We start from the raw sequence: 19,505 nt of genomic DNA on the forward strand, positions 1-19,505 counted from the left end.
GCGGTGTTTCCTTTCTGGATGGGCTTTTCAGCCCTTGACTGCGCCGACCATCACGCCCTTGGTGAAGTGGCGGGCGACGAAGGGGTAGATGACCAGTACGGGCAGGCTCGAGATGACGATGAGCGCGTACTTCAAGACGTTGGCCAGCTGTTGCTGTTCGAGCTGCTGGGCCAGGTTCGTGGTGGTGGTCGACCCGGAGAGCGTGTTCAGGATCAGCACGTTGCGCAGGACGATCTGCAACGGGTAGAGACCTGGATCCTTCAGGTAGATCAGGGCGTCGAAGTAGCTGTTCCACTGGAAGATCGCGTACATCAGGGCGATCACCGCGATCACCGGCTTGGACAGCGGCAGCACCACCGACCACAGGAAGCGCAGGTCGCTCGCGCCGTCCAGGGTGGCCGCCTCGTACAGCTCGTCGGGGATCGTCGAGCGGAAGAAGGTGCGCGCGATGATCACCTGCCAGACGCCGATCGCGCTCGGGATCACCATCGCCCAGCGGGTGTTCAGCATCCCGAGGTCCTGGACCACCAGGTACGTCGGGATCAGGCCGCCGGAGAACAGCATCGTGAAGATCAGCGCGCTCATGATCACGTTGCGGCCGAACAGCGACTTGCGCGACAGCGGGTAGGCGATCGCGATCGTCAGCGAGACGCTGATCAGCGTGCCGCCGATCGCGTAGATGAACGAGTTCAGGTAGCCCTTCATGATCAGGGGATCGCTGAAGGCCTCCTGGTAGGCCTTGATGCTCGGCTCGATCGGCCACAGCAGCACCCGCCCGGCGCTCACCGCCGACGCGCTGCTGAACGAGTTGGCGACGATGTAGATCAGCGGCACCGCGACCGCGATCAGCGCGATCCAGAGCATGGTCTTGACGCCGATCAGGAAGATCTTGTCGGTCCGGGTCTCCTCGATCGCGGTCCGCCGCGATCCCGAGGTGCTCCGTCCGGTCCGGCCGGCCCCTTGCAGCGTGACGCTCATGACCACAGTCCGTTCCCGGTGATCCGCTTGGCGACGAAGTTCACGATCACCAGCAGGATGAGGTTGACGACGGAGTTGAACAGCCCGATCGCGGTCGCCATCGAGAAGTCGGCGTTCAGCAGACCGGTCTTGTAGACGTAGGTCGCGATGATCTCGGCGGTCGACTGGTTCAGCGGGTTCTGCAGCAGGTAGGCCTTCTCGAAGCCGATCGACATGATGTTGCCGACGCCGAGGATCAGGATGATCACCGCGGTCGGCATGATGCCGGGCAGGTCGACGTTCCAGATCCGCTGCAGCCGGGTGGCGCCGTCGATCCGGGCCGACTCGTGCAGCGCCGGGTCGATGCCGGCCAGCGCGGCCAGGTAGATCACCGCGGAGTACCCGGTGGTCTGCCACACGTCGGACCAGACGTAGATGTGCCGGAAGTAGTCCGGGCTGCCGAGGAAGTCGATCTTCGGGATGCCGAACAGCCCGATCGCGTCGTTGACGAAGCCCAGCTGCGGCGACAGCACCAGGATCGTCATCGACACCACGACGACGGTGGAGATGAAGTACGGCGCGTAGGTGACCAGCTGCACGGTCTTCTTGAAGACCCCGACCCGGATCTCGTTCAGCGCGACAGCCAGGATGATCGGGATCGGGAAGCTCGCCAGCACGGTGTAGGCGGCCAGGTAGAACGTGTTCTTCACCAGGGTCCAGAACACCGGGTTCTGGAAGAACAGTTCGAAGTTCTTGAAGCCGACCCACTCGCTGCCCCACGGCCCCTTGATCGGGCTGTAGTCCTTGAACGCGATCACCGCGTTCGAGATCGGGACGTACTTGAAGATCACGAAGTACGCGATCGGGAGCACCATCAGCAGGTAGAGCTGCCAGTGCCGGCGGAAGCTCCGGCTCGCGGCGGCCCGCCGGGTCGGCCGCCGGACGGCGGCGCTCACCGCCTGTTTCACCACCGGCGCCGGTGGTGAGGGGTTCACCTCGATCGTTCCACTCACTCGCGAAATCCCTTCCTGGTCATGCATCGCCGGGCCCTGCACGGGCAGTGACGACGTGCACACCGTTTGCAGCGGAACCGATATCCGATAGGATCTCGGAACTCTTCTCCGGGAGAATGACACAGAACCCGGCATTGTGGAAGAGCCATCACGCGGGTCGATATCCGATGTTGACCAAGGGCTCGCAAAGCCCTGCTTTGTCAGCGATCCACTAGTTGCCGATGGCAACTGAGAGGGCGGGAACACCGAAGGGATCCGGCGGTGGCACCGCGGGATCCCGGGTCGTGCGGGCAGCACGCCGCAGAGGCTGCCGAGCGGCGGCCTCTGGTCCGTACCAGTTTGTTTCTGGTGTTAACTATGTCGCAGTCAACTGGCTTTCCCCGACTATGTCAAGACTTTGTCGATCGACCGGTCAGCACCTCGCTGAATTCGACCCGGCGGCGTTCGGCGGCCGACCGGACCGCGGCCTCGACCATGGCCAAGGAAAGAACGTTGCTGCGCGCATCGGCTTGCGAAGACGCACCTGTGCGCACGCAGTTCACGAACTCGGCCAGCGATCCGGCGGTCTGCTCGGGGGCGTCGCCGACCTCCACCGAGCGCAGCGGGTCACCGGTCGTCGGAGCCTCGTCGCCGTCCCAGACCGCCGTACCGCGCTCGCCACTCACTCGCCAGCGGCTGTTCCAGGAGGTCTCCTGGCCTGGCGCCACCCAGCTGCCGTGGAAGACGAACCGCGCGCCGCCGGGGAACTCGAAGATCGCGGTCGCCGCGGCGTCACCGGCGAACCAGCTCCAGCCCGGGTTGTACGACTCGCAGTACACGCTGACCGGATCGGCGCCGAGCAGTGCCCGGGCCGAGTCGAACTGGTGGATCGCCATGTCCACGAGCAGCGGATGCGGCATCTCCTCGCGGAACCCACCGAAGTGCGGCGCCTTCGCGAACTCGCAGGAGACGCCGGCGATCCGGCCGAGCCCCGCGGTCGCCTTCCGCAGCGCGGTGAACTGGTTGAGGTACCGGCGGGACTGGCTGATCATCAGCAACTGCCCGGTCTCCTCGGCGACGCCCGCGATGTACTGCGCGTCGGCGACGCTCGGCGCGATCGGCTTCTCGCAGAGCACCGGCAGGCCGGCCCGCAGCGCCTCCTCGTTGACCGCGTTGTGCGCGCCGGGCACGGTCACGTTGACCACGGCGTCCGCGCCGGTCAGGTCCTTCAGCTCGGTCAGCGTGCGCGCCACCGGGACCAGCGCGGCGAGCTCGTCCTCACTGACCCGCTGCGCCAGGTCGAGATCGAGATCCACCAGGCCGACCAGCTCGACGTCGGCGGAGCTCGCGAGCGTGTGCAGCCAGGTCCGGCCCATCGACCCCGCCCCGACCTGGATGATCCGCAGCATGACTCTCCCGGCGTACTCGTGAACGGCCAAAACGAGGAGAGTATGTCAGGACTTGTCAGTCACCACTGAGCCGGGCATGGGTGTGCGCGTCGTGCCACCCGTCCGCGTGCCGCATCGAGCCGCGGTGCGTCCCCTCGAGCGCGAACCCGGCTTTGGTCGCGACCCGGCAGGACTGCTCGTTGCGCACCGAGTGCGCGATCACCAGCCGGTGCAGCCCGAGCGTCCCGAAGCACCAGTCGGTCAGCGTCCGGACGGCGCCCCCAGCGACCCCTCGGCCACGGGCCGCCGGCAACATCCAGTACGAGAGGTCCGCCTTCGCCTCGTCCAGCTCGATACGCCGCAGGCCGATCTGCCCCAGGACCTCGCCCGCGTCCCCCACGACGGCCCAGCTCGCCGCCTTCTCCGCAGCCCATCTGCCCGCCCACTGCTCGATCCACGCCACCGCCTCGGCGTCGTCGTCGATCCGCAGCACGTGCCACTGCTGCACCCCCGGGTCGGCGAACGCCTCCCGCACCGCGTGCGCGTCTCCCACCTGCCAGGGACGCAGCCCCGTCAGCACCGGCTGCTCCCCCAGTACGCCGTGCGCCAGCGCGGGCTCACTCAGTCTCGGCATCTCACCACCCCGTCCGCGTCAGCTGGTGCTCGATCTCCCGCAGGTTGAACTGCCCGTTGTGCCGGCCGTTCCAGAGCTCGGCCATCACCATGTTGATCCGGAAGATCCGCTCCAGCGGCTCGATCGCCGCGATCTCCTCCTCCGACAACGCGATGCCGAGCTCGGTCGCCTTCTGCTGGTAACCGGTGAGCAACTCGGGTGATCGGTGCACCCGCGCGACCACGAACTCCCAGCTCCGGCTGTCCTGGTGGGCCAGGTCGAAGTCGATCACGCCGAGCGGATCGAAGTGCACGTTCCACTCGGCGAAGTCACCGTGCACGACGGTCTGCGGCAGGCCGAGCAGGTTGCGCTCGGCAACGAGCTGCTGACCACCGGCCATCGCGCGGTCGGCCCGGTCCGCGAGGTCGGGCCGGATGTCGCGCAGCGCGGTCACGCCCAGGTCCCAGCCCTGGAAGTTGCCCATCGCCACCAGGTCGCAGCCCTGGAAGAAGCCCTCCCGCTGCGGATCCTCCACACCTTGGAGATCCGTGTGCAGCTGCGCGAGCACGGCACCGCGCTCCGCGCGCTGCTCCGGTGTCTCCTCGCGACGCGCCGTCCCCTCGACGAACCGCGTCGCGGCCCACAGCCGCTCGCCGTACTCGACCGGTCCGGCGACCGTGGTCGGCACCGACCAGCCCCGCGCGGTGAGGCGCGCGAGAACGTTCGCCTCGAACAACAGATCCTGCCGGGTCCGCAGCACGTGGTACCGCCGCAGCACCACCCGGTCGCCGCCGGACGTCCACACGATCCACACGCCGTTGAACGCATCGCCCGGATCGGTGCCCTGGATCCCCTCCAGCCTCTCGACGGTGAGACCGAGCTGGGCGGCGACGTCGTACGGCGCGGTGCGCTGGGCGGGAGACACCGCCTCATTATCCAGGTGCAGACCGCTCACCGCACCGGGATAATCGGCGCCCATGGACCTGCGCCCGCTCGCGGTGACCGACGGCGTGGACGCCCGTCCGGGCCGGCTTCACCCCCGAATTCGTTGCCCTCGACAACGACACGCTGGTCGGCTGCACGGCGCTGCGCTGGTGGGACGAGGCCGACGGCACCCGGCTGTACCTGCTGCTCGGCTGGGTCGAGCCCGTCTTCCGCGGCCGCGGCTACGGCCGCCGGATGCTCGCCTGGCAGGAGGAGCAGGCCCGCGCCCACCTCGCCGCCAATCCCACCGACGGCCAGGCCTTGTACGGCGGCAACACCCGCGAGCACGACCCGTCGGTCGAGGCGCTGCTGCGCGCGGCGGGCTACCAGGTCGCCTTCACCCGGGTCCACCTCACGCTGGAGCTCGACGGCGCACCGCTCGTCGACCTGCCGAGCGGGTTGGAACTCAGAGCGGCCTCTCCCGACCACCACCGCGCGGTCTTCGAGGCGAACGCGGAGGTGTTCGCCGACCGCGACCTCGGCTACGTGCAGGACAGCTTCGAGGAGTTCGAGCGCGAGGCCGCGGACGACTTCGGCGATCACGAGCTGTGGACCCTCGCGTACGACGGCGGCCGGCTCGCCGGCTGGGTGATCAGCGCCGAGGACGAGGAAGGCGTCGCCGACACGCCCTGGGTCGGCGTGCGCCCGGCGTACCGGCGGCAGGGCCTGGCCTCGGCTTTGCTGCGCACCAACCACGCGCAACTGCTCGACCACGGCATCCACACCAGCGGCATCTGGACCCTGGCCGAGAACCCGAGCGGCAGTGTCGCCCTCTACGAGTCCCTGGGCTACCGGGAAGACCAGCGCCAGCCGCGCTACCGCAAGCCGATCCGGCCCGTCACCTGACGCTCACCGCTCGTCGGCGACGACGCACGCGTCCTGCAACGTCTCCTGCCACGCCACGTCCCCGAGCATCGACAGGAAGGTCGTCGCCGCGTAGCTGTCGCTCACGCCGTCGACGAAGGCCTTGCGGTCCCAGACCCCGGCGAGGAACTCACAACCCCCGGCAGCGACGTAGACCAGCAGCAACCCCGGCAGCACCTCCCGCTCGGCCTGCGTGAGCGGCCTCGCTTCCGTGTACGCCGAGATCAACTGCGTCGCTCGCTCGACGTCCAGCCGTCGGTGTTCGTCCAGCCCCCACGAAGACACGAGCGAGCACACGTCGTACAGACGGTAGGAGTCAACGCAGTCGTCGAAGTCGAGCAGCGCCAGCAGGTGCCCGTCGCGATCCACCAGGACGTTGGTCTCGGTGAGGTCCGCGTGCACCAGCCCCGACGGAAGCTCCTTCTCCCGGTCCAGGATCGACCGCACCCGCGGAGCCGCCTCGGCCAGTCCGGTGACGAGCTCTTCCAGCCCAGGAACGAGTTCCCGGCCGTGCCAGCCCCGGACCGTGTCCAGGAACTCCTCGACCCGGCGCAACGGATCAGCGCGTTCAGTACGTCGTACCGGCAGCCGCAACTCCCAGGTCAGGCGATGCATGCGCGCGACCGCGCCGGCGACCTCGCAGCCCAGCGCCAGGTCGAACGAGCCGAAGCCGCCGTCGCGCGACGGCGGCCGGCTCCCGTCGACGTACTCGAAGACGGCCGCCGGCCGGCCGGCGATCTCGCCGGACAGCGCTCCCGACCGCGAGCGCACCGGACCGGCCGTCGGGAAGCCCGCGGCGCGCAGGAACTCGACCGCGAGCAGCTCGTACGCGATGTCGTCCGGTTCCTTCGTCCGCTGGTAGCGCCGGACGACGAACCGCCGGCCGCCCTCGGTCAGCAGCGAGTTCTCGTTGATCAGGCCGCCGGTCAGGAGCTCCCGGTGCGCGAGCGCCGGATCCACTCCCCACGCGGCGACAAAGCGCGACCACTCGGCGGCGGGCTCGGTCGTGTTCATCGGTGCTTCGGGCCTCGCGGTGGCAGGTCTCGTCCGGACAAAGACCTGACCCGACCATCACGGGGGAACGGCCGGGCCAGGCACTTCGATGGTACCCCTGGAGACGGGGATCAACCGGGCGAATCACGGGGGAAAGCGCGCCTTCCCCGCGTCAGCGGTCAGTCGACCTCGGCCTCCACCCGGCGCCGGTCGTAGCCGGACTTGATCAGGCTGGCCACGGTGGTGATGAACAGGGTGCCGGCGATGAAGCCGAGCGAGGTGGCGATCCCGATGTGCGGCAGGTGGATGGCGCCGATGTCGTCGATGTGCGAGCCGTGCAGCGCCTCGATGATCAGCTTGACGCCGATGAAGGCCAGGATCACCGACAGGCCGACGTTCAGGTAGATGACGCGCTCCAGCAGGCCGCCGATCAGGAAGTACAGCTGGCGCAGGCCCATCAGCGCGAACGCGTTCGCGGTGAGCACGATGTAGGCGTCCTGGGTGAGCCCGAAGATGGCCGGGATCGAGTCCAGCGCGAAGATCACGTTGGCCATCCCGATCGCCGAGATGACGATCACCAGCGGGGTCAGCATCCGCTTGCCGTCGACGCGGGTGACCAGCTTGGCGCCGTCGTAGTCGTGGGTCAGCGGGAGGATCTTGCGCATGCCGCGGATGACGGCGTTCTCCTGGAAGTCCTCCTCGTCGTTCTCACCCTCGAGCGCGAGCTTCACCGCGGTGTAGACCAGGAACGCGCCGAAGATGTAGAACACCCAGCTGGCCGCGGCGATCGCGGCGGCACCGGCCAGGATGAAGACCGCGCGGAGCAGCATCGAGACCACGATGCCGATGTAGAGCACCTTGTCCTGGGCCAGTGACGGGACCGCGAACCGGGCCATGATGATCACGAAGACGAACAGGTTGTCGACGCTCAGGCTGTACTCGGTGATGTAGCCGGCGACGAACTCACCACCGCTGGCCCCCGGGCTGAGGACGAACAGGCCGACCGCGAACAGCGCCGCCAGACCGATGTAGAACAGCACCCACCGGGTGGCGTCCTTGATCGTGACGGTGTGTTTGCGGCGCGCGATCACGATCAGGTCGAAGGCGACGATCGCCAGCAACCCGACGATCGTGAGCACCCAGACGGCAGGGGACATGACAGAGACCATGACGGTTCCTCCGGACGACGACAGACAGCACCTGGTGGTCCGGAGGTCTCTTCCGCCCGGGCACGCACGTGCCCGGACCGGCAGCACCGGGTCGGCCGCCCAGGCCTTCCGTGATGACGACACTGCCGTTGCGAGTCCGGTACGACGTCCGCCGGACTCGGGGGGAATACTCCCCTCCTGAAACTATTCTATTGGGTACCGATGGTATACCGGATACAACCGCTCGGCTACCCCGAGAGATGTTACGGGGTCGCGCCAGAGCGCCGGAAACGGCCTGGGGTCCGGCCGGTGGCCTGCTGGAACGCGCGGGCGAACGCCGACTCCGACTGGTAGCCGACCTTGGCCGCGACGGTGGCGACGGTCAGGTCCTCGCGGGTGAGCAGATCGGCCGCGACCATCATCCGGATCCGGGTGACGAACCCGTTCACCGTCGTACCGGTGTGCCGGCCGAAGTGGCGGACGAAGGTGGCTCGCGACATCGATGCCAGGCGGGCGAGCCGCTCGACCGACCAGTCCGCGCCGGGATCCTGCAGTACGGCGTCGATCGCGGCCGCGATCCGCGGATCGCCGGCGGCGGTCCAGAGCGGGGCGCCGGTGAGGCCCGCGCGGCGGAGGATCATCGCGAGCAGGGCGCCGCAGAGGCTGGTCAGGATGGCGCCCGCGCCGGGGTTGGCCGCGCCGGCTTCGGTGCGCATCATCGTCGCCAGTGCGCGGACGGCGTCGTCGTCGGGGGCGACGGAGACGATCAGGGGGTCGGGCAAGCTGCCGAAGAGCATGGCGCCGGCCCAGGAGCCTGGCGAGTAGTAGCCGCAGAAGAGGTCGATCACGGGGTCGCCACCGAGGTCGCTGCGGAGGGTGCCGAAGGCGGGTCCTGGGGTGTCGGCGACGCCCTGCCACCAGGCGCTCCCCCGGGGCGCGCCCGGCTCTGCCGGGGCGGAGCGCGGGGTGCGGACGACATGGGACGGGCTGCCCGGCAGGATCACCGCATCGCCGGCGCGCAGCGGGTACGACCCGTCGGCCAGTTCCAGCGTGCACTCGCCGTCGAGCAGCAGGTGGAAGGTGGCGTCGTGCTCGCCGTACGCCGGAACCGTCATCTCGGTGGCGCCGGCGAGCAGGCAGCGCTTGTCGAGGACGGCGGTCGGCTTGGCCAGCGCGATCAGGTGCGTGATGGAGTCCATGAGACGATACGACCGGAATCTGAGCAGGAATCGACTGGTACGGCTCAAGCGTAGCGGCCGACACTAGCGACCATGACCTCCACGAACCTGCTCCGGGCCGACGTCGTCGTGATCGGCTTCGGCAAGGGCGGCAAGATTGCCGCCGGCACCCTGGGCCGCCTCGGGCGCCGCGTCGTCCTGATCGAGCGCTCCGACCAGATGTACGGCGGCACCTGCCCGAACGTCGGCTGCGTGCCGACCAAGGCGCTGGTGCACCGCTCCGGCAAGCGCCGTCCCGGCGACGAGCCGCAGGAGTGGTTCGAGCGCTCGGTCGGTGAGGTGCAGGCGATCACGTCTGCGTTCCGGGCCGGCAACTTCGAGGCTCTCGACGGCGCCGAGACGATCACCGTGATCACCGGCGAGGCGTCGTTCACCGACCCGCACACGGTCGCGGTCGAGACCGGCGCCGGCCGGATCGAGGTGCACGGCGAGACGATCCTGATCAACACCGGCTCGGAGCCGGTGATCCCGGACCTCCCGGGGTTGCGGGACAGCCCGCTGACGATGACGAACGTCGACCTGATCCACACCACCCATCTCCCCGACCGGCTGGTGGTGATCGGCGGCGGCTACCTGGGCATCGAGTTCGCCTCGATCTACCGGCGGTTCGGGTCGCAGGTGACGGTCCTCGAGGCCTCGTCGCGGATCCTGGGCCGCGAGGACGACGACATCGCCGCGGTCGCCGAGCAGATCCTGACCGGCGAAGGGATCCGGATCGTCCCGGGCGCTCGCGTGCTGGAGATCCGTGGCGACGACACCGTCGTGTACGAGAAGGACGGGCGCGAGCACACGCTGACCGCCGACGCGATCCTGTCCGCGACCGGGCGCCGCCCGGCGACGGCCGCGCTCGACCTCGCCAAGGCCGGCGTACGGATGACGGCGGGCGGCGCGGTCGAGGTCGACGAGCACCTGCGGACCAGCCAGCCGCACATCTACGCGCTCGGTGACGTGAACGGCGGTCCGCAGTTCACCTACATCTCCCTCGACGACAGCCGGATCGTGCTCGACCAGCTGATCGGCGAGGGCAAGCGCGCCACCACCGACCGGGTCGCCGTACCGCAGACGCTGTTCATATCGCCGCCGCTGGCGACGGTAGGGCTGACCGAGAAGGCAGCTCGCGAGGCCGGGTACCGGATCAAGGTCGGGTTCCAGCCGGTCGCCGATATCGTCGCGATGCCGCGGGCCTACATCGTCGAGGAGACCCGCGGCGCGATGAAGTTCGTGATCGACCTGGAGACCGACCAGATCCTCGGTGCGGCACTGCTCAGCGTCGACGCGCAGGAGCTGGTGAACGTGGTCGCGCTGGCGATGCGGCAGGGCATGACGGCGAGCGCGCTGCAGAGCTCGATCTTCACCCATCCGTCGTCGACCGAGGCGTTCAACGACGTGATCGGCGCGGTGGTCCGCTCGGACTGATCCAGGCAAGCGCATTCCCGATGTCTTGACAGCGGTTCTCCGCCGGTGGTGTGATCAGCGCTGATAGTTAGGAAACATTCCTGCCTATCAATGTTCGGCTCCCCTGCTGCTCCTCCCGCCCCAGGAAGTCAGGAGACCGCCCCGATGAGACTTCGTTCTGCCCGGCGTACGGCGACCGCGGGTCTGACCGCGCTCGCCGTCGCGCTCGCGCTCGCCACCCCACCGGCCGCTGCCGCGCCCACCGACTACCAGGCCGAGGACGCGCTGATCTCCCAAGGCCTGGTCGAGTCCAACCACGCCGGGTTCACCGGGCGGGGGTTCGTGAACTTCGACAACCTGGTCGGCAGCTACGTCGAGTGGACCGTCCAGTCCCCGGCCACCGGCCCGGCCGACGTCACCCTGCGCTACGCCAACGGTACGGCGGCCGCCCGGCCGCTCGACTTCACCGTGAACGGCGTCACCGGAGCGGTCGGGATCACCTTCCCCGGCACCGGTGCCTGGACCACCTGGCAGACCAAGACGGTCCGGCTGTCGCTGGTGGCCGGGAGCAACAAGATCCGCGCCCGCGCGACCACCGCCGACGGCGGCCCGAACGCCGACAAGCTGACGGTGAACCCGACCAGCGACGACACCCAGCCACCCGGTGCCCCGAGCAACTTGGGAGTCAGCAACATCAAGTCGAACGCGGCGACCTTCAGCTGGTCGGCGGCGAGCGACAACGTGGGCGTGGTCCGGTACGAGATCAACCGCGGCGGCAACGTGCTCAAGGTGGTCGACGCGAACACGCTCACCGCGACCGTCGACACGCTCACCTCCAACACGGCGTACGACATCTCGGTCGGGGCGTTCGATGCCGCGGGCAACGCTTCGCAGCAGAGCAACGTGGTCACGTTCACCACGCCGGTCAGCGGTGACACGCAGCCGCCGACCGTGCCGGGCAACCTGCGCTCGACCGGCGTCACGGCGAACAGCGTCTCGCTGGCGTGGAACGCGTCGACCGACAACAGCGGCAGCGTCGCCGGGTACGACGTGTACCAGGGCAGCACGCTGGTCTCGAGCACCGGCTCGCTGACCGCGACGGCGACCAACCTGACCGCCAACACGCAGTACACGTTCACGGTCAAGGCGCGCGACCCCGACGGTAACGCGTCCGGGCCGAGCAACGCGGTGACGGTCCGGACGAGCGGTGGTGGGACCGGCGGCATCCCGGAGTACGAGCGGGACATCGCGCGCGTCGACCTCGGCTGGAGCGTCGCGTTCCTGCCGGACGGGTCAGGCTCGGCACTGGTCACCGAACGGGATCGGTTCGAGCTGCTGCTGGTCTCGTCGACCGGGCAGAAAACCGTGCTGGGCAAGGTCCCTGGCGCTGTCACGACGACCGGTGAGGGTGGGTTGCTCGGCCTCGCGCTGTCGCCGAACTTCAGCACCGACCACTGGGTGTACCTCTACCACACGGCCGCGAACGACAACCGGATCGTGCGGATGAAGTACGAGAACGGCGTGCTGGCGACGACGTCCTCGCCGGTGCTGACCGGGCTGGCCAAGAACCGGTACCACAACGGCGGCCGGATCCGCTTCGGCCCCGACGGCAAGCTGTACGCCGCCGTCGGCGACGCGAAGAACTCCGGCAACTCGCAGAACCGCGGCTCGCTGAACGGCAAGATCCTGCGGATCAACCCCGACGGCACCCCGCCGACCGACAACCCGTTCTTCAGCACCGGCGGCAACGCCCGCTACGTGTGGGGCCTGGGCTTCCGCAACCCGCAGGGCCTCGCCTGGGACTCCCGCGGCCAGCTCTGGGCAGCCGAGTTCGGCGAGAACAGCCAGGACGAACTGAACCTCGTCCAGAAGGGCGGCAACTACGGCTGGCCCGCCTGCGAGGGAACGATCGGCGACTGCGGCGGCTACATCGCCCCGAAGCGCACCTGGTCGACGTCCCAGGCCGGCCCGAGCGGCGTCGAGATCGTCAACGACTGGATCTACGTCGCCGGCGTCACCGGCCGCCAGCTCTGGGTCACCCAGATCAACGCCGCCGGCAACGGCGTCGGCACCCCCCAAGCCCTCTTCTCCGGCCGCTGGGGCCGCCTGCGCAGCATCACCAAGACCCCCGACGGCGCCCTCTGGCTCACCTCGACGAACAACGACATGAACGGCGGCTCCCCGAACACCATCGACAACTACATCGTCCGCCTGAAGTTCCCGGGCTGATCCCCTGACAGCCAAGGGTCCTTCCGAACTGCCCTCGGAAGGACCCTTGGCTCCTGTTCAGTCGCTGGCCGGTGCGACCGTCGCGTCGAGGCGGCCGGAGGCTTTGAGGGAGGCGGCGACGAAGCCGGTCGCCTTGAGGGTCTCGATCTGGTCGGCGAGCCAGATGGTGGTGTCGGGGTGGCGCTTGGGGGTGGCGACGGCCTGGCGGATCTCCATGAAGCGGTCGGGGACGACGCGGGTGCCGGGGGTTCGGGCGACGAACTCCTCGACCGGCTTGCGGATGCCCGCGCCGGCGTCGAGCTGCTCGTCGCGGAAGACGTCGACGCCTTCGGAGCTGCGGATCAGCGTCGCGTGCCGCAGGGTCCGGGTGAGGAACAGGTCGTACGCCGAGCCCTCCTTGACGCCGATCCTGACGCCCGCGCGGTCGGCCTCGGCCGGGGTGGTGATCGGCGAGCCGTCGGGCACGGCGTACACGCCCTCGATGATCACGTACGGCGGCGTGAACGCGACCTGGTCGGCGCGGGCGGGCTCGATCGCCAGGAAGCCGACGTCGGCGCGGCCGTCGGTGAGCGCCTCGAAGGACTGCTTGGCGGCGGTGAAGCAGACGAACTCGACCGGGACCTCCAGCCGGCGCGCGAGCTCGCGGGCGATGTCGACGGTCACGCCGCCGGGCTGCTCGGGCGTGCCCTGTGCGAGCACCGGGTTGCCCAGGTTGATCGAGGCGCGCAGCACGCCGGTGGGAGCCAGGTCGTCACGTACGTCGATCGCCATGGTCGCGACTCTATCCCCGGCGTCCCCAAGCGGAAATCAACGGTGCGGTGGCGAGATCGAGCGTGCCGGAAGCAACATTCTGCAGATGCTCCTCGATCTCCTCCGAGGTCGCCAGCTCAGCCGCGATCAACCGGTCCCGGATCTGTTGCACCGTAGCGATTTCGAGCGTCGTACCAGCGGGTGAAGTGATCGGGAAATACGCATCGGCCTCGACCTGATGCAAACCCGCTTCGCGCAGCAACCGCGGCAACGTCCGCCCGAACGCCAGCTCCGCACCCCGCTCGGCCATCAACGTCCGAAACCCCCGCCGCAATCGATTCGCCAATTCCTGCGCGGGCCCGAATTCGTCCGGGCAGATCAGCGGCTGCAACGCCGGATCCGCGTCCTCCAGCACCAGCCACCCACCCGGCTTCAACGCCCCCACCATCGAAGCCAGCGCGGCCGCACGCTCCGGCACATGCGTCAGCACCAGCCGGGCGTGGATCAGATCGAACTCCCCCGGCGCGGCATCGGCTCCGACGTCGTGCCGCAGTACGTCGTACGCCGCACCGCCCGGCATCCACGCCGTATCGATGTCCGTGGCAACGACCCGCCCGGTCGCCCCGACCCGCTCCGCCAGCCACTCCGGTACGCCGGGCCCGCCGGCGCCGACCTCCCAGCAGCTCCACCCCGCGCTCACACCGGTCGCCGCGAGGTGCCGGAACGTCACCGGGTCGAACAGCTCCGACAGCGCCGCGAACCGGCGTCCGGCCTCGTCCTGCTGGTTGTCGAGCAGATATCCCTGGTCGCTCACCGGACCATCACAGCAGCGGGCACAAAAAAGCGGCAAGGAAATGTTTTCCTTGCCACAACCAATTTATAGCGCACAGGGGGACTTGCCGCAAGGCCCCGGGGAGGGCTCACAATCGTCGACCGAACCACAATTTCGGACGAAACGGAGCCCCATGTCTGTGGGAACGACCAGCGCCTTCGACCTCGCCGGCCACCCCGCCAAGGACGACCCGGAGCTGATCGCGCGCGACGAGCAGCACTTCGCGGCGATCGCCGCGAGCCTGGAGAAATCCGTCACCGACCTCACCCAGCGGCTGGAGGAGATCCGCAAGTCCCCCGGCGGCACCGGCCAGGAAGCTCTGGACCGCGACCTGGAGATCCACCGGCTGACCTCGCGGTTGCGGACGTTGCGCCGCTTCGGCCTCGATCTCTGCCTCGGCCACATGGTCGCCTCCGACGGCGAACCCGTGTACGTCGGCCGCCTGGGTCTGACCGACACCGACGGCCGCCGGCTGCTGATCGACTGGCGCTCCCCCGCGGCCGAGCCGTTCTTCGGCGCGACCCACGCGCAGCCGATGGATCTGGTCTTCCGCCGCCGCTACCGCTGGACCCGCGGCCGGATCAGCGACTACTGGGACGAGGTGTTCACCGCCGACGCCTTCACCGGGCACGCGGCGGCGCTCGACGACCAGTCGGCGTTCATCGCGAGCCTGGGCAGCAACCGCTCGGACCGGATGCGCGACGTGCTCGGCACCATCCAGTCCGACCAGGACGCGATCATCCGGGCCAGCTCGCGCGGCGCGCTCGTCGTCGACGGCGGGCCGGGCACCGGCAAGACCGTCGTGGCGCTGCACCGGTCGGCGTACCTGCTGTACTCCGATCCGCGGCTGGAGCAGCGGCGGGGCGGCGTACTGTTCATCGGCCCGCACCAGCCGTACCTGGCCTACGTCTCCGACGTGCTTCCGAGCCTCGGCGAGGAGGGCGTCCAGACCTGCACGCTCCGGGACTTGCTGCCCGAAGGTGCGGCCGCCGGTCCGGAAACCGATCCGGATGCCCTGCGGCTCAAGTCGACCGCTCAGATGGTCGGCGCGATTGAGCCGGCCGCCGCGCTCTACGAGGAGCCGCCGACCAAGCCGCTCGTCGTCGAGACCGAGTGGGCGGACCTCTACCTCAGCGTCGCCGACTGGGCCGAGGCGTTCGGCTCGGTCGACGCCGGTACGCCGCACAACGAGGGCCGCGACCAGGCCTGGGACGAGCTGCTGACGATCCTGCTGGACAAGCTCGATGAGGACGACGAGGAGATCTCGCTCGACCAGGTACGCCGGGCGCTGCAGCGCAACGAGACGCTGCGCGACACGTTCGACCGGGCCTGGCCGCTGATCGAGCCGACCGACCTGGTCGCCGACCTGTGGTCGGTCCCGGCGTACCTGCGCCGTTGCGCGCCCTGGCTGGAGCCCGACGAGGTGAAGCTGCTGCAGCGCGACGACCCGTACGCGTGGACGGTGGCCGACCTGCCGCTGCTCGACGCGGCCCGGCAGCGGCTCGGCGACCCCGAGTCGTCGCGGCGGAAGCGCCGCCAGCGTGCGGTCGCCGCGGCGGAGCGCGAGCGGATGTCCGAGGTGATCGACCGGCTCCGCCAGGCCGACGACGGCGAAGGACTCGTCCAGAGCCTGGTCCACGGCGATCTCCAGGAGGCGCTGATCGACGAGGGCGCGCTGCCGACGCCGGACCCCGACGAGCTGGCCGGGCCGTTCGCGCACATCGTCGTCGACGAGGCGCAGGAACTGACCGACGCCGAGTGGCAGATGCTGCTGCTGCGCAACCCGTCGCGCAGCTTCACGATCGTCGGCGACCGGGCGCAGGCCCGGCACGGGTTCACCGAGTCGTGGGAGGAGCGGCTGCGGCGCGTCGGCCTCGACCGGGTCGAGCTGGCCGGGCTCACGGTGAACTACCGGACACCGTCGGAGATCATGACCGAGGCCGAGCCGGTGATCCGCGCGGTGCTGCCGGACGCGAACGTGCCGACCTCGATCCGCGACAGCGGGCTGCCGGTCGTGCACGGGAGCATCGACTCCCTGGACACGGTGATCGCCGACTGGACCGCGCAGCATCCCGACTCCACGGCCTGCGTGATCGGCGACCCGTCGTACGAGGGGACCGCCCGTTCGCTGACGCCGGTGCTGGCCAAGGGCCTCGAGTTCGACCTCGTCGTCCTGGTGAATCCGGAGGCTTTCGGGGCGGGGGTCGAGGGTGCCGTCGACCGGTACGTCGCGATGACGCGGGCGACCCAGCAGCTCGTCGTCCTGACCGGGTGAAACTTTTCTCGGGCATGCTGTCGATCGGTGCGTGCACCGTTCGACCTGTGGGTGGCGAGGGGCCCCCTCGCACCACCTGAGAGGAAGACTGACGATGACCAAGTACATGCTGATCATGCGGCCGACCGACGAGAACTACGCGCTGTTCGCCGATCTCGACTTCAACGAGATCGTGTCGACGATCGGGAAGTACAACGACGAGCTGATCCGGGCCGGCGTGCTGCTGGCCGCCGAAGGCCTCGACCCCGAGGAGAGCGTGGTCGTCGACTTCACCGGTGAGACGCCGGTCGTCTCCGACGGCCCGTACGGCGAGACGAAGGAGCTGTTCACCGGCTACTACATCCTGGAGGTCTCCTCGCAGCAGGAGGCGGTCGAGTGGGCCCGGCGGATGCCGTACACGCAGCACTCGAAGATCGAGGTCCGCCGGGTGACCCGGATCGACGAGCTGCCGCAGGACAACCCGTGGATCCAGAGCGAGCGCAAGTGGCGCGAGTCGACCGGGCAGCTGTGAGGCTGTCCCCCACGACACGGGCCCGGCACGAACCTCGGCCTGCCGAGGCTCGGCATGATCGGCCTGCCGAGGCTCGGCATGAGGATCGGCCTGCCGAGGCTCGGCATGAGGGTCGGTACGACCGGGGCCGGGCGTGAGTGAGGCCCGGCGCGTCGTCGAGGCGGTCTGGCGGAGCGAGTCCGCGCGCATCGTCGGCGCGCTCGCCCGCTACACCCACGACTTCGCGCTCGCCGAGGACGTCGCCCAGGAGGCCCTCGCCGAGGCGCTGGTCAGCTGGTCGACCAGCGGCATCCCGGACAAGCCCGCGAACTGGCTGACCGCCGTCGGCCGCCGGCGCGCGATCGACGCGTTCCGGCGGCGGGCGGGCGCCGACGAGCGGTACGCCGTACTGGCCCGCGATCTCGACGACACGACGCCCGGCGCCGACGTCCTGTTCGACCCGGACGCGATCGACGACGACATGCTCGCGCTGATCTTCACCTCCTGCCACCCGATCCTGGCCAAGGAGTCGCGGGTCGCGCTCACCCTGCGCGTCGTCGGCGGTCTGACCACCGACGAGATCGCGAAGTCGCTGCTCGTCCCGGTCCCGACCGTGCAGGCCCGGATCACCCGCGCGAAGAAGTCGATCGCCGCGGCGCAGATCCCGTTCGCCGTACCGGAACCCGCCGAGCGCCCGGCGCGGCTCAGCTCGGTGCTGAACGTGGTCTACCTGATCTTCACCGAGGGCTCGTCGGCCTCGCACGGCGACTCCCTGATCCGCACCGATCTCGCGCAGGAGGCGTTGCGGCTCGCCCGCAGCATCGCCCGCCTGACGCCCGAGCACGAAGCGCAGAGCCTGCTCGCGCTGATGGAGCTGACCGCCGCGCGCTTCCCGGCCCGCGTCGACGCCGACGGCCGCCCGGTCCTGCTCGAGGACCAGGACCGCCACCTCTGGGACCAGTCCGCGATCCGCCGCGGCCGCGCTGCTTTGGCGAAGGCCGTCGCCGTCGGCCGCGGCCTCGGGTACTACGGCCTCCAGGCCGCGATCGCCGAGTGCCACGCCACCGCCGTCTCGGTCGACGAGACCAACTGGCCGCGCATCGTCGCCCTGTACGAGGGGCTGCGCCAGCTCGCGCCGTCCCCGGTCGTCGACCTCAACCACGCCGCCGCGGTCGGCATGTCGTCCGGCCCGGCCGCCGGGCTGGCGCTGGTCGACGACCTCGCGGACGGCGTACTGGGCAAGTCGCACCTCCTGTACGCCGTACGCGCCGGTCTGCTGGCGCGTCTCGACCGCCCTGCGGACGCCCGCGACGCCTATCTTCACGCGGCGGAGCACTGCACGAACGAGGCCGAACGTGCCACCTTGGAACAACTCGCCGCAGAACAGGAGACCTCAGGTGCCTGACGAAACCGTGCCCGCCCTGCTGACCGAGCTGGCCGCGCTCGAGGACCCGAAGATCCGCGCGGTGAACGAGAGCACGGCGACGACCACGGCGTGAAGTCGCCCGAGGGCCCTATCCGACGCCCCCGAACTGCACCTCGCCGTACGCCCCGGCCTGGATCAACGAGATGGTCCGGCGGCAGGAAGCTCAGTAGTCACCTGTAAGCCGAGATGGTCCGAGACGTACTCCGGGCCGCTGCTCGCGAACATCAGCTTCTTGGTCCGGACGCTGATCGACGGGCTGACCAGGACGAAGTCGATGCAGTGCGCCGGCCGGCCCGCGGGCAGGAACTCGGCGTGGAAGGTCGGCGGGCAGTCGCCTTGGAACGCGTCGCGCAGCCCGGTCCGCCGCAGCAGGTCGGCGTGCAGCGTGCTCGACGACGGGAGGTTGAAGTCGCCGCAGACGATCGCCGGATCTCCGCCCACGATCGTCGCGAGCGCGTTGAACTGGGCGGCCTGCAGCGGGCGGAAGCGGTTCTGCTCCGACCAGTCGCCGTCGGTGTTGGCGGCCGGATGAGTCGTGTAGACCCGGCATCCGGCGACCTGGACGCCGAGCACCCCGCAGTGCAGCGCGTTCACCCGTGCTCGCAGGGGAATCGTTCCTCTCGACCATCCCGGCAACCGCCGGTACGTCGTACTGCTGATCGGCAGTCGTGAGAAGACGACCAACCCACCGGCCGGTCCGGAGAACGAGCGGCGGTAGGCGGCGTACGGGAACGACCGCAGCCCCTGCCGGAGCAGGGTGAGCAGCCGGTAGGTGTAGACCTCCTGCAGGCAGACCACGTCCGCGTCGCCCGAGTCGAACTCGGCGGCGATCGCCGCGAACCGCTCCTCGATCCTGGTCCCGGGCAGCGGCAGGCCACGGGTGTTGAGCGTCGCGAGGGTCAGCATGTCAGCAGCCACCCTAGCCGTGTCA

The 19,505-nt window shown here is 69.5% G+C and carries 17 protein-coding genes and 1 pseudogene; 7 read left to right on the forward strand and 11 right to left on the reverse strand.

Features of this window, described 5'->3' with window-relative positions:
- Positions 1 to 27 precede the first annotated feature (27 nt).
- The 5 genes from ACZ6Z4_RS33645 to ACZ6Z4_RS33665 form a co-directional block, all read right to left on the reverse strand.
- Positions 28 to 978 (reverse strand): carbohydrate ABC transporter permease, encoded by a 951-nt coding sequence (locus ACZ6Z4_RS33645; protein WP_465574211.1) that lies wholly within the window; start codon positions 976 to 978, stop codon positions 28 to 30.
- Positions 975 to 1,970: an ABC transporter permease gene (locus ACZ6Z4_RS33650; RefSeq protein ID WP_363674420.1), complete on the reverse strand. Its 996-nt coding sequence runs from the start codon at positions 1,968 to 1,970 to the stop codon at positions 975 to 977. The genes ACZ6Z4_RS33645 and ACZ6Z4_RS33650 overlap by 4 nt, the downstream gene beginning before the upstream one ends.
- Before the next feature lie 389 nt (positions 1,971 to 2,359).
- The gene (locus tag ACZ6Z4_RS33655) at positions 2,360 to 3,388 is read right to left on the reverse strand and encodes a Gfo/Idh/MocA family protein (protein ID WP_465574219.1); all 1,029 of its coding nucleotides are present in this window, start codon (positions 3,386 to 3,388) and stop codon (positions 2,360 to 2,362) included.
- A 25-nt stretch (positions 3,389 to 3,413) separates the two neighbouring features.
- On the reverse strand, positions 3,414 to 3,971 hold the full coding sequence (locus ACZ6Z4_RS33660; RefSeq protein WP_465574222.1) for a GNAT family N-acetyltransferase: 558 nt from the start codon (positions 3,969 to 3,971) through the stop codon (positions 3,414 to 3,416).
- Position 3,972: 1 nt separating this feature from the next.
- The gene (locus ACZ6Z4_RS33665) at positions 3,973 to 4,875 is read right to left on the reverse strand and encodes a phosphotransferase enzyme family protein (RefSeq protein ID WP_465574225.1); all 903 of its coding nucleotides are present in this window, start codon (positions 4,873 to 4,875) and stop codon (positions 3,973 to 3,975) included.
- A gap of 131 nt (positions 4,876 to 5,006) precedes the next feature.
- Here ACZ6Z4_RS33665 and ACZ6Z4_RS33670 point away from each other — a divergent pair.
- Positions 5,007 to 5,189 (forward strand): annotated as a pseudogene (locus tag ACZ6Z4_RS33670) (GNAT family N-acetyltransferase); the annotation flags it as partial.
- Between the two features lie 6 nt (positions 5,190 to 5,195).
- A complete protein-coding gene (locus ACZ6Z4_RS33675) occupies positions 5,196 to 5,780 on the forward strand; it encodes a GNAT family N-acetyltransferase (protein WP_465574463.1) in 585 nt (194 codons plus the stop codon).
- 3 nt (positions 5,781 to 5,783) lie between these two features.
- On the opposite strand, the gene ACZ6Z4_RS33680 is transcribed toward ACZ6Z4_RS33675, so the two are convergent.
- The 3 genes from ACZ6Z4_RS33680 to ACZ6Z4_RS33690 form a co-directional block, all read right to left on the reverse strand.
- The gene (locus ACZ6Z4_RS33680; RefSeq protein WP_465574229.1) at positions 5,784 to 6,812 is read right to left on the reverse strand and encodes a phosphotransferase; all 1,029 of its coding nucleotides are present in this window, start codon (positions 6,810 to 6,812) and stop codon (positions 5,784 to 5,786) included.
- 158 nt (positions 6,813 to 6,970) lie between these two features.
- The gene (locus ACZ6Z4_RS33685) at positions 6,971 to 7,948 is read right to left on the reverse strand and encodes a TerC/Alx family metal homeostasis membrane protein (protein WP_465574232.1); all 978 of its coding nucleotides are present in this window, start codon (positions 7,946 to 7,948) and stop codon (positions 6,971 to 6,973) included.
- Between the two features lie 254 nt (positions 7,949 to 8,202).
- Complete coding sequence (locus ACZ6Z4_RS33690; protein ID WP_465574233.1) at positions 8,203 to 9,138, reverse strand: AraC family transcriptional regulator; 936 nt, start codon at positions 9,136 to 9,138, stop codon at positions 8,203 to 8,205.
- Between the two features lie 72 nt (positions 9,139 to 9,210).
- Between ACZ6Z4_RS33690 and ACZ6Z4_RS33695 the strand changes: the two genes are divergently transcribed.
- Positions 9,211 to 10,593 carry an FAD-dependent oxidoreductase gene (locus ACZ6Z4_RS33695; RefSeq protein WP_465574236.1) on the forward strand — a complete coding sequence of 461 codons (1,383 nt, stop codon included), beginning with the start codon at positions 9,211 to 9,213 and terminating at the stop codon, positions 10,591 to 10,593.
- A gap of 144 nt (positions 10,594 to 10,737) precedes the next feature.
- The gene (locus ACZ6Z4_RS33700) at positions 10,738 to 12,801 is read left to right on the forward strand and encodes a PQQ-dependent sugar dehydrogenase (protein ID WP_465574239.1); all 2,064 of its coding nucleotides are present in this window, start codon (positions 10,738 to 10,740) and stop codon (positions 12,799 to 12,801) included.
- 57 nt (positions 12,802 to 12,858) lie between these two features.
- Here the strand turns inward: ACZ6Z4_RS33700 and ACZ6Z4_RS33705 are convergent, their stop codons facing one another.
- Positions 12,859 to 13,572: a transporter substrate-binding domain-containing protein gene (locus ACZ6Z4_RS33705; RefSeq protein ID WP_465574242.1), complete on the reverse strand. Its 714-nt coding sequence runs from the start codon at positions 13,570 to 13,572 to the stop codon at positions 12,859 to 12,861.
- A gap of 10 nt (positions 13,573 to 13,582) precedes the next feature.
- Complete coding sequence (locus tag ACZ6Z4_RS33710; RefSeq protein ID WP_465574245.1) at positions 13,583 to 14,365, reverse strand: methyltransferase domain-containing protein; 783 nt, start codon at positions 14,363 to 14,365, stop codon at positions 13,583 to 13,585.
- Between the two features lie 151 nt (positions 14,366 to 14,516).
- On the opposite strand from ACZ6Z4_RS33710, the gene helR reads away from it, so the two are divergent.
- From helR to ACZ6Z4_RS33725, 3 genes are all read left to right on the forward strand, one after another.
- Positions 14,517 to 16,658, forward strand: coding sequence for an RNA polymerase recycling motor ATPase HelR (gene helR, locus ACZ6Z4_RS33715; protein ID WP_465574248.1), 2,142 nt, complete (start codon positions 14,517 to 14,519; stop codon positions 16,656 to 16,658).
- 94 nt (positions 16,659 to 16,752) lie between these two features.
- Complete coding sequence (locus ACZ6Z4_RS33720) at positions 16,753 to 17,169, forward strand: YciI family protein (RefSeq protein WP_465574250.1); 417 nt, start codon at positions 16,753 to 16,755, stop codon at positions 17,167 to 17,169.
- Positions 17,170 to 17,302: 133 nt separating this feature from the next.
- Positions 17,303 to 18,553, forward strand: coding sequence for an RNA polymerase sigma factor (locus tag ACZ6Z4_RS33725; protein WP_465574253.1), 1,251 nt, complete (start codon positions 17,303 to 17,305; stop codon positions 18,551 to 18,553).
- Between the two features lie 156 nt (positions 18,554 to 18,709).
- Here the strand turns inward: ACZ6Z4_RS33725 and ACZ6Z4_RS33730 are convergent, their stop codons facing one another.
- Positions 18,710 to 19,480, reverse strand: a complete 771-nt coding sequence (locus ACZ6Z4_RS33730; RefSeq protein ID WP_465574256.1) for an endonuclease/exonuclease/phosphatase family protein — start codon at positions 19,478 to 19,480, stop codon at positions 18,710 to 18,712.
- Between the last annotated feature and the right edge of the window lie 25 nt (positions 19,481 to 19,505).

The sequence above is a fragment of the Kribbella sp. NPDC104740 genome (assembly GCF_055583505.1).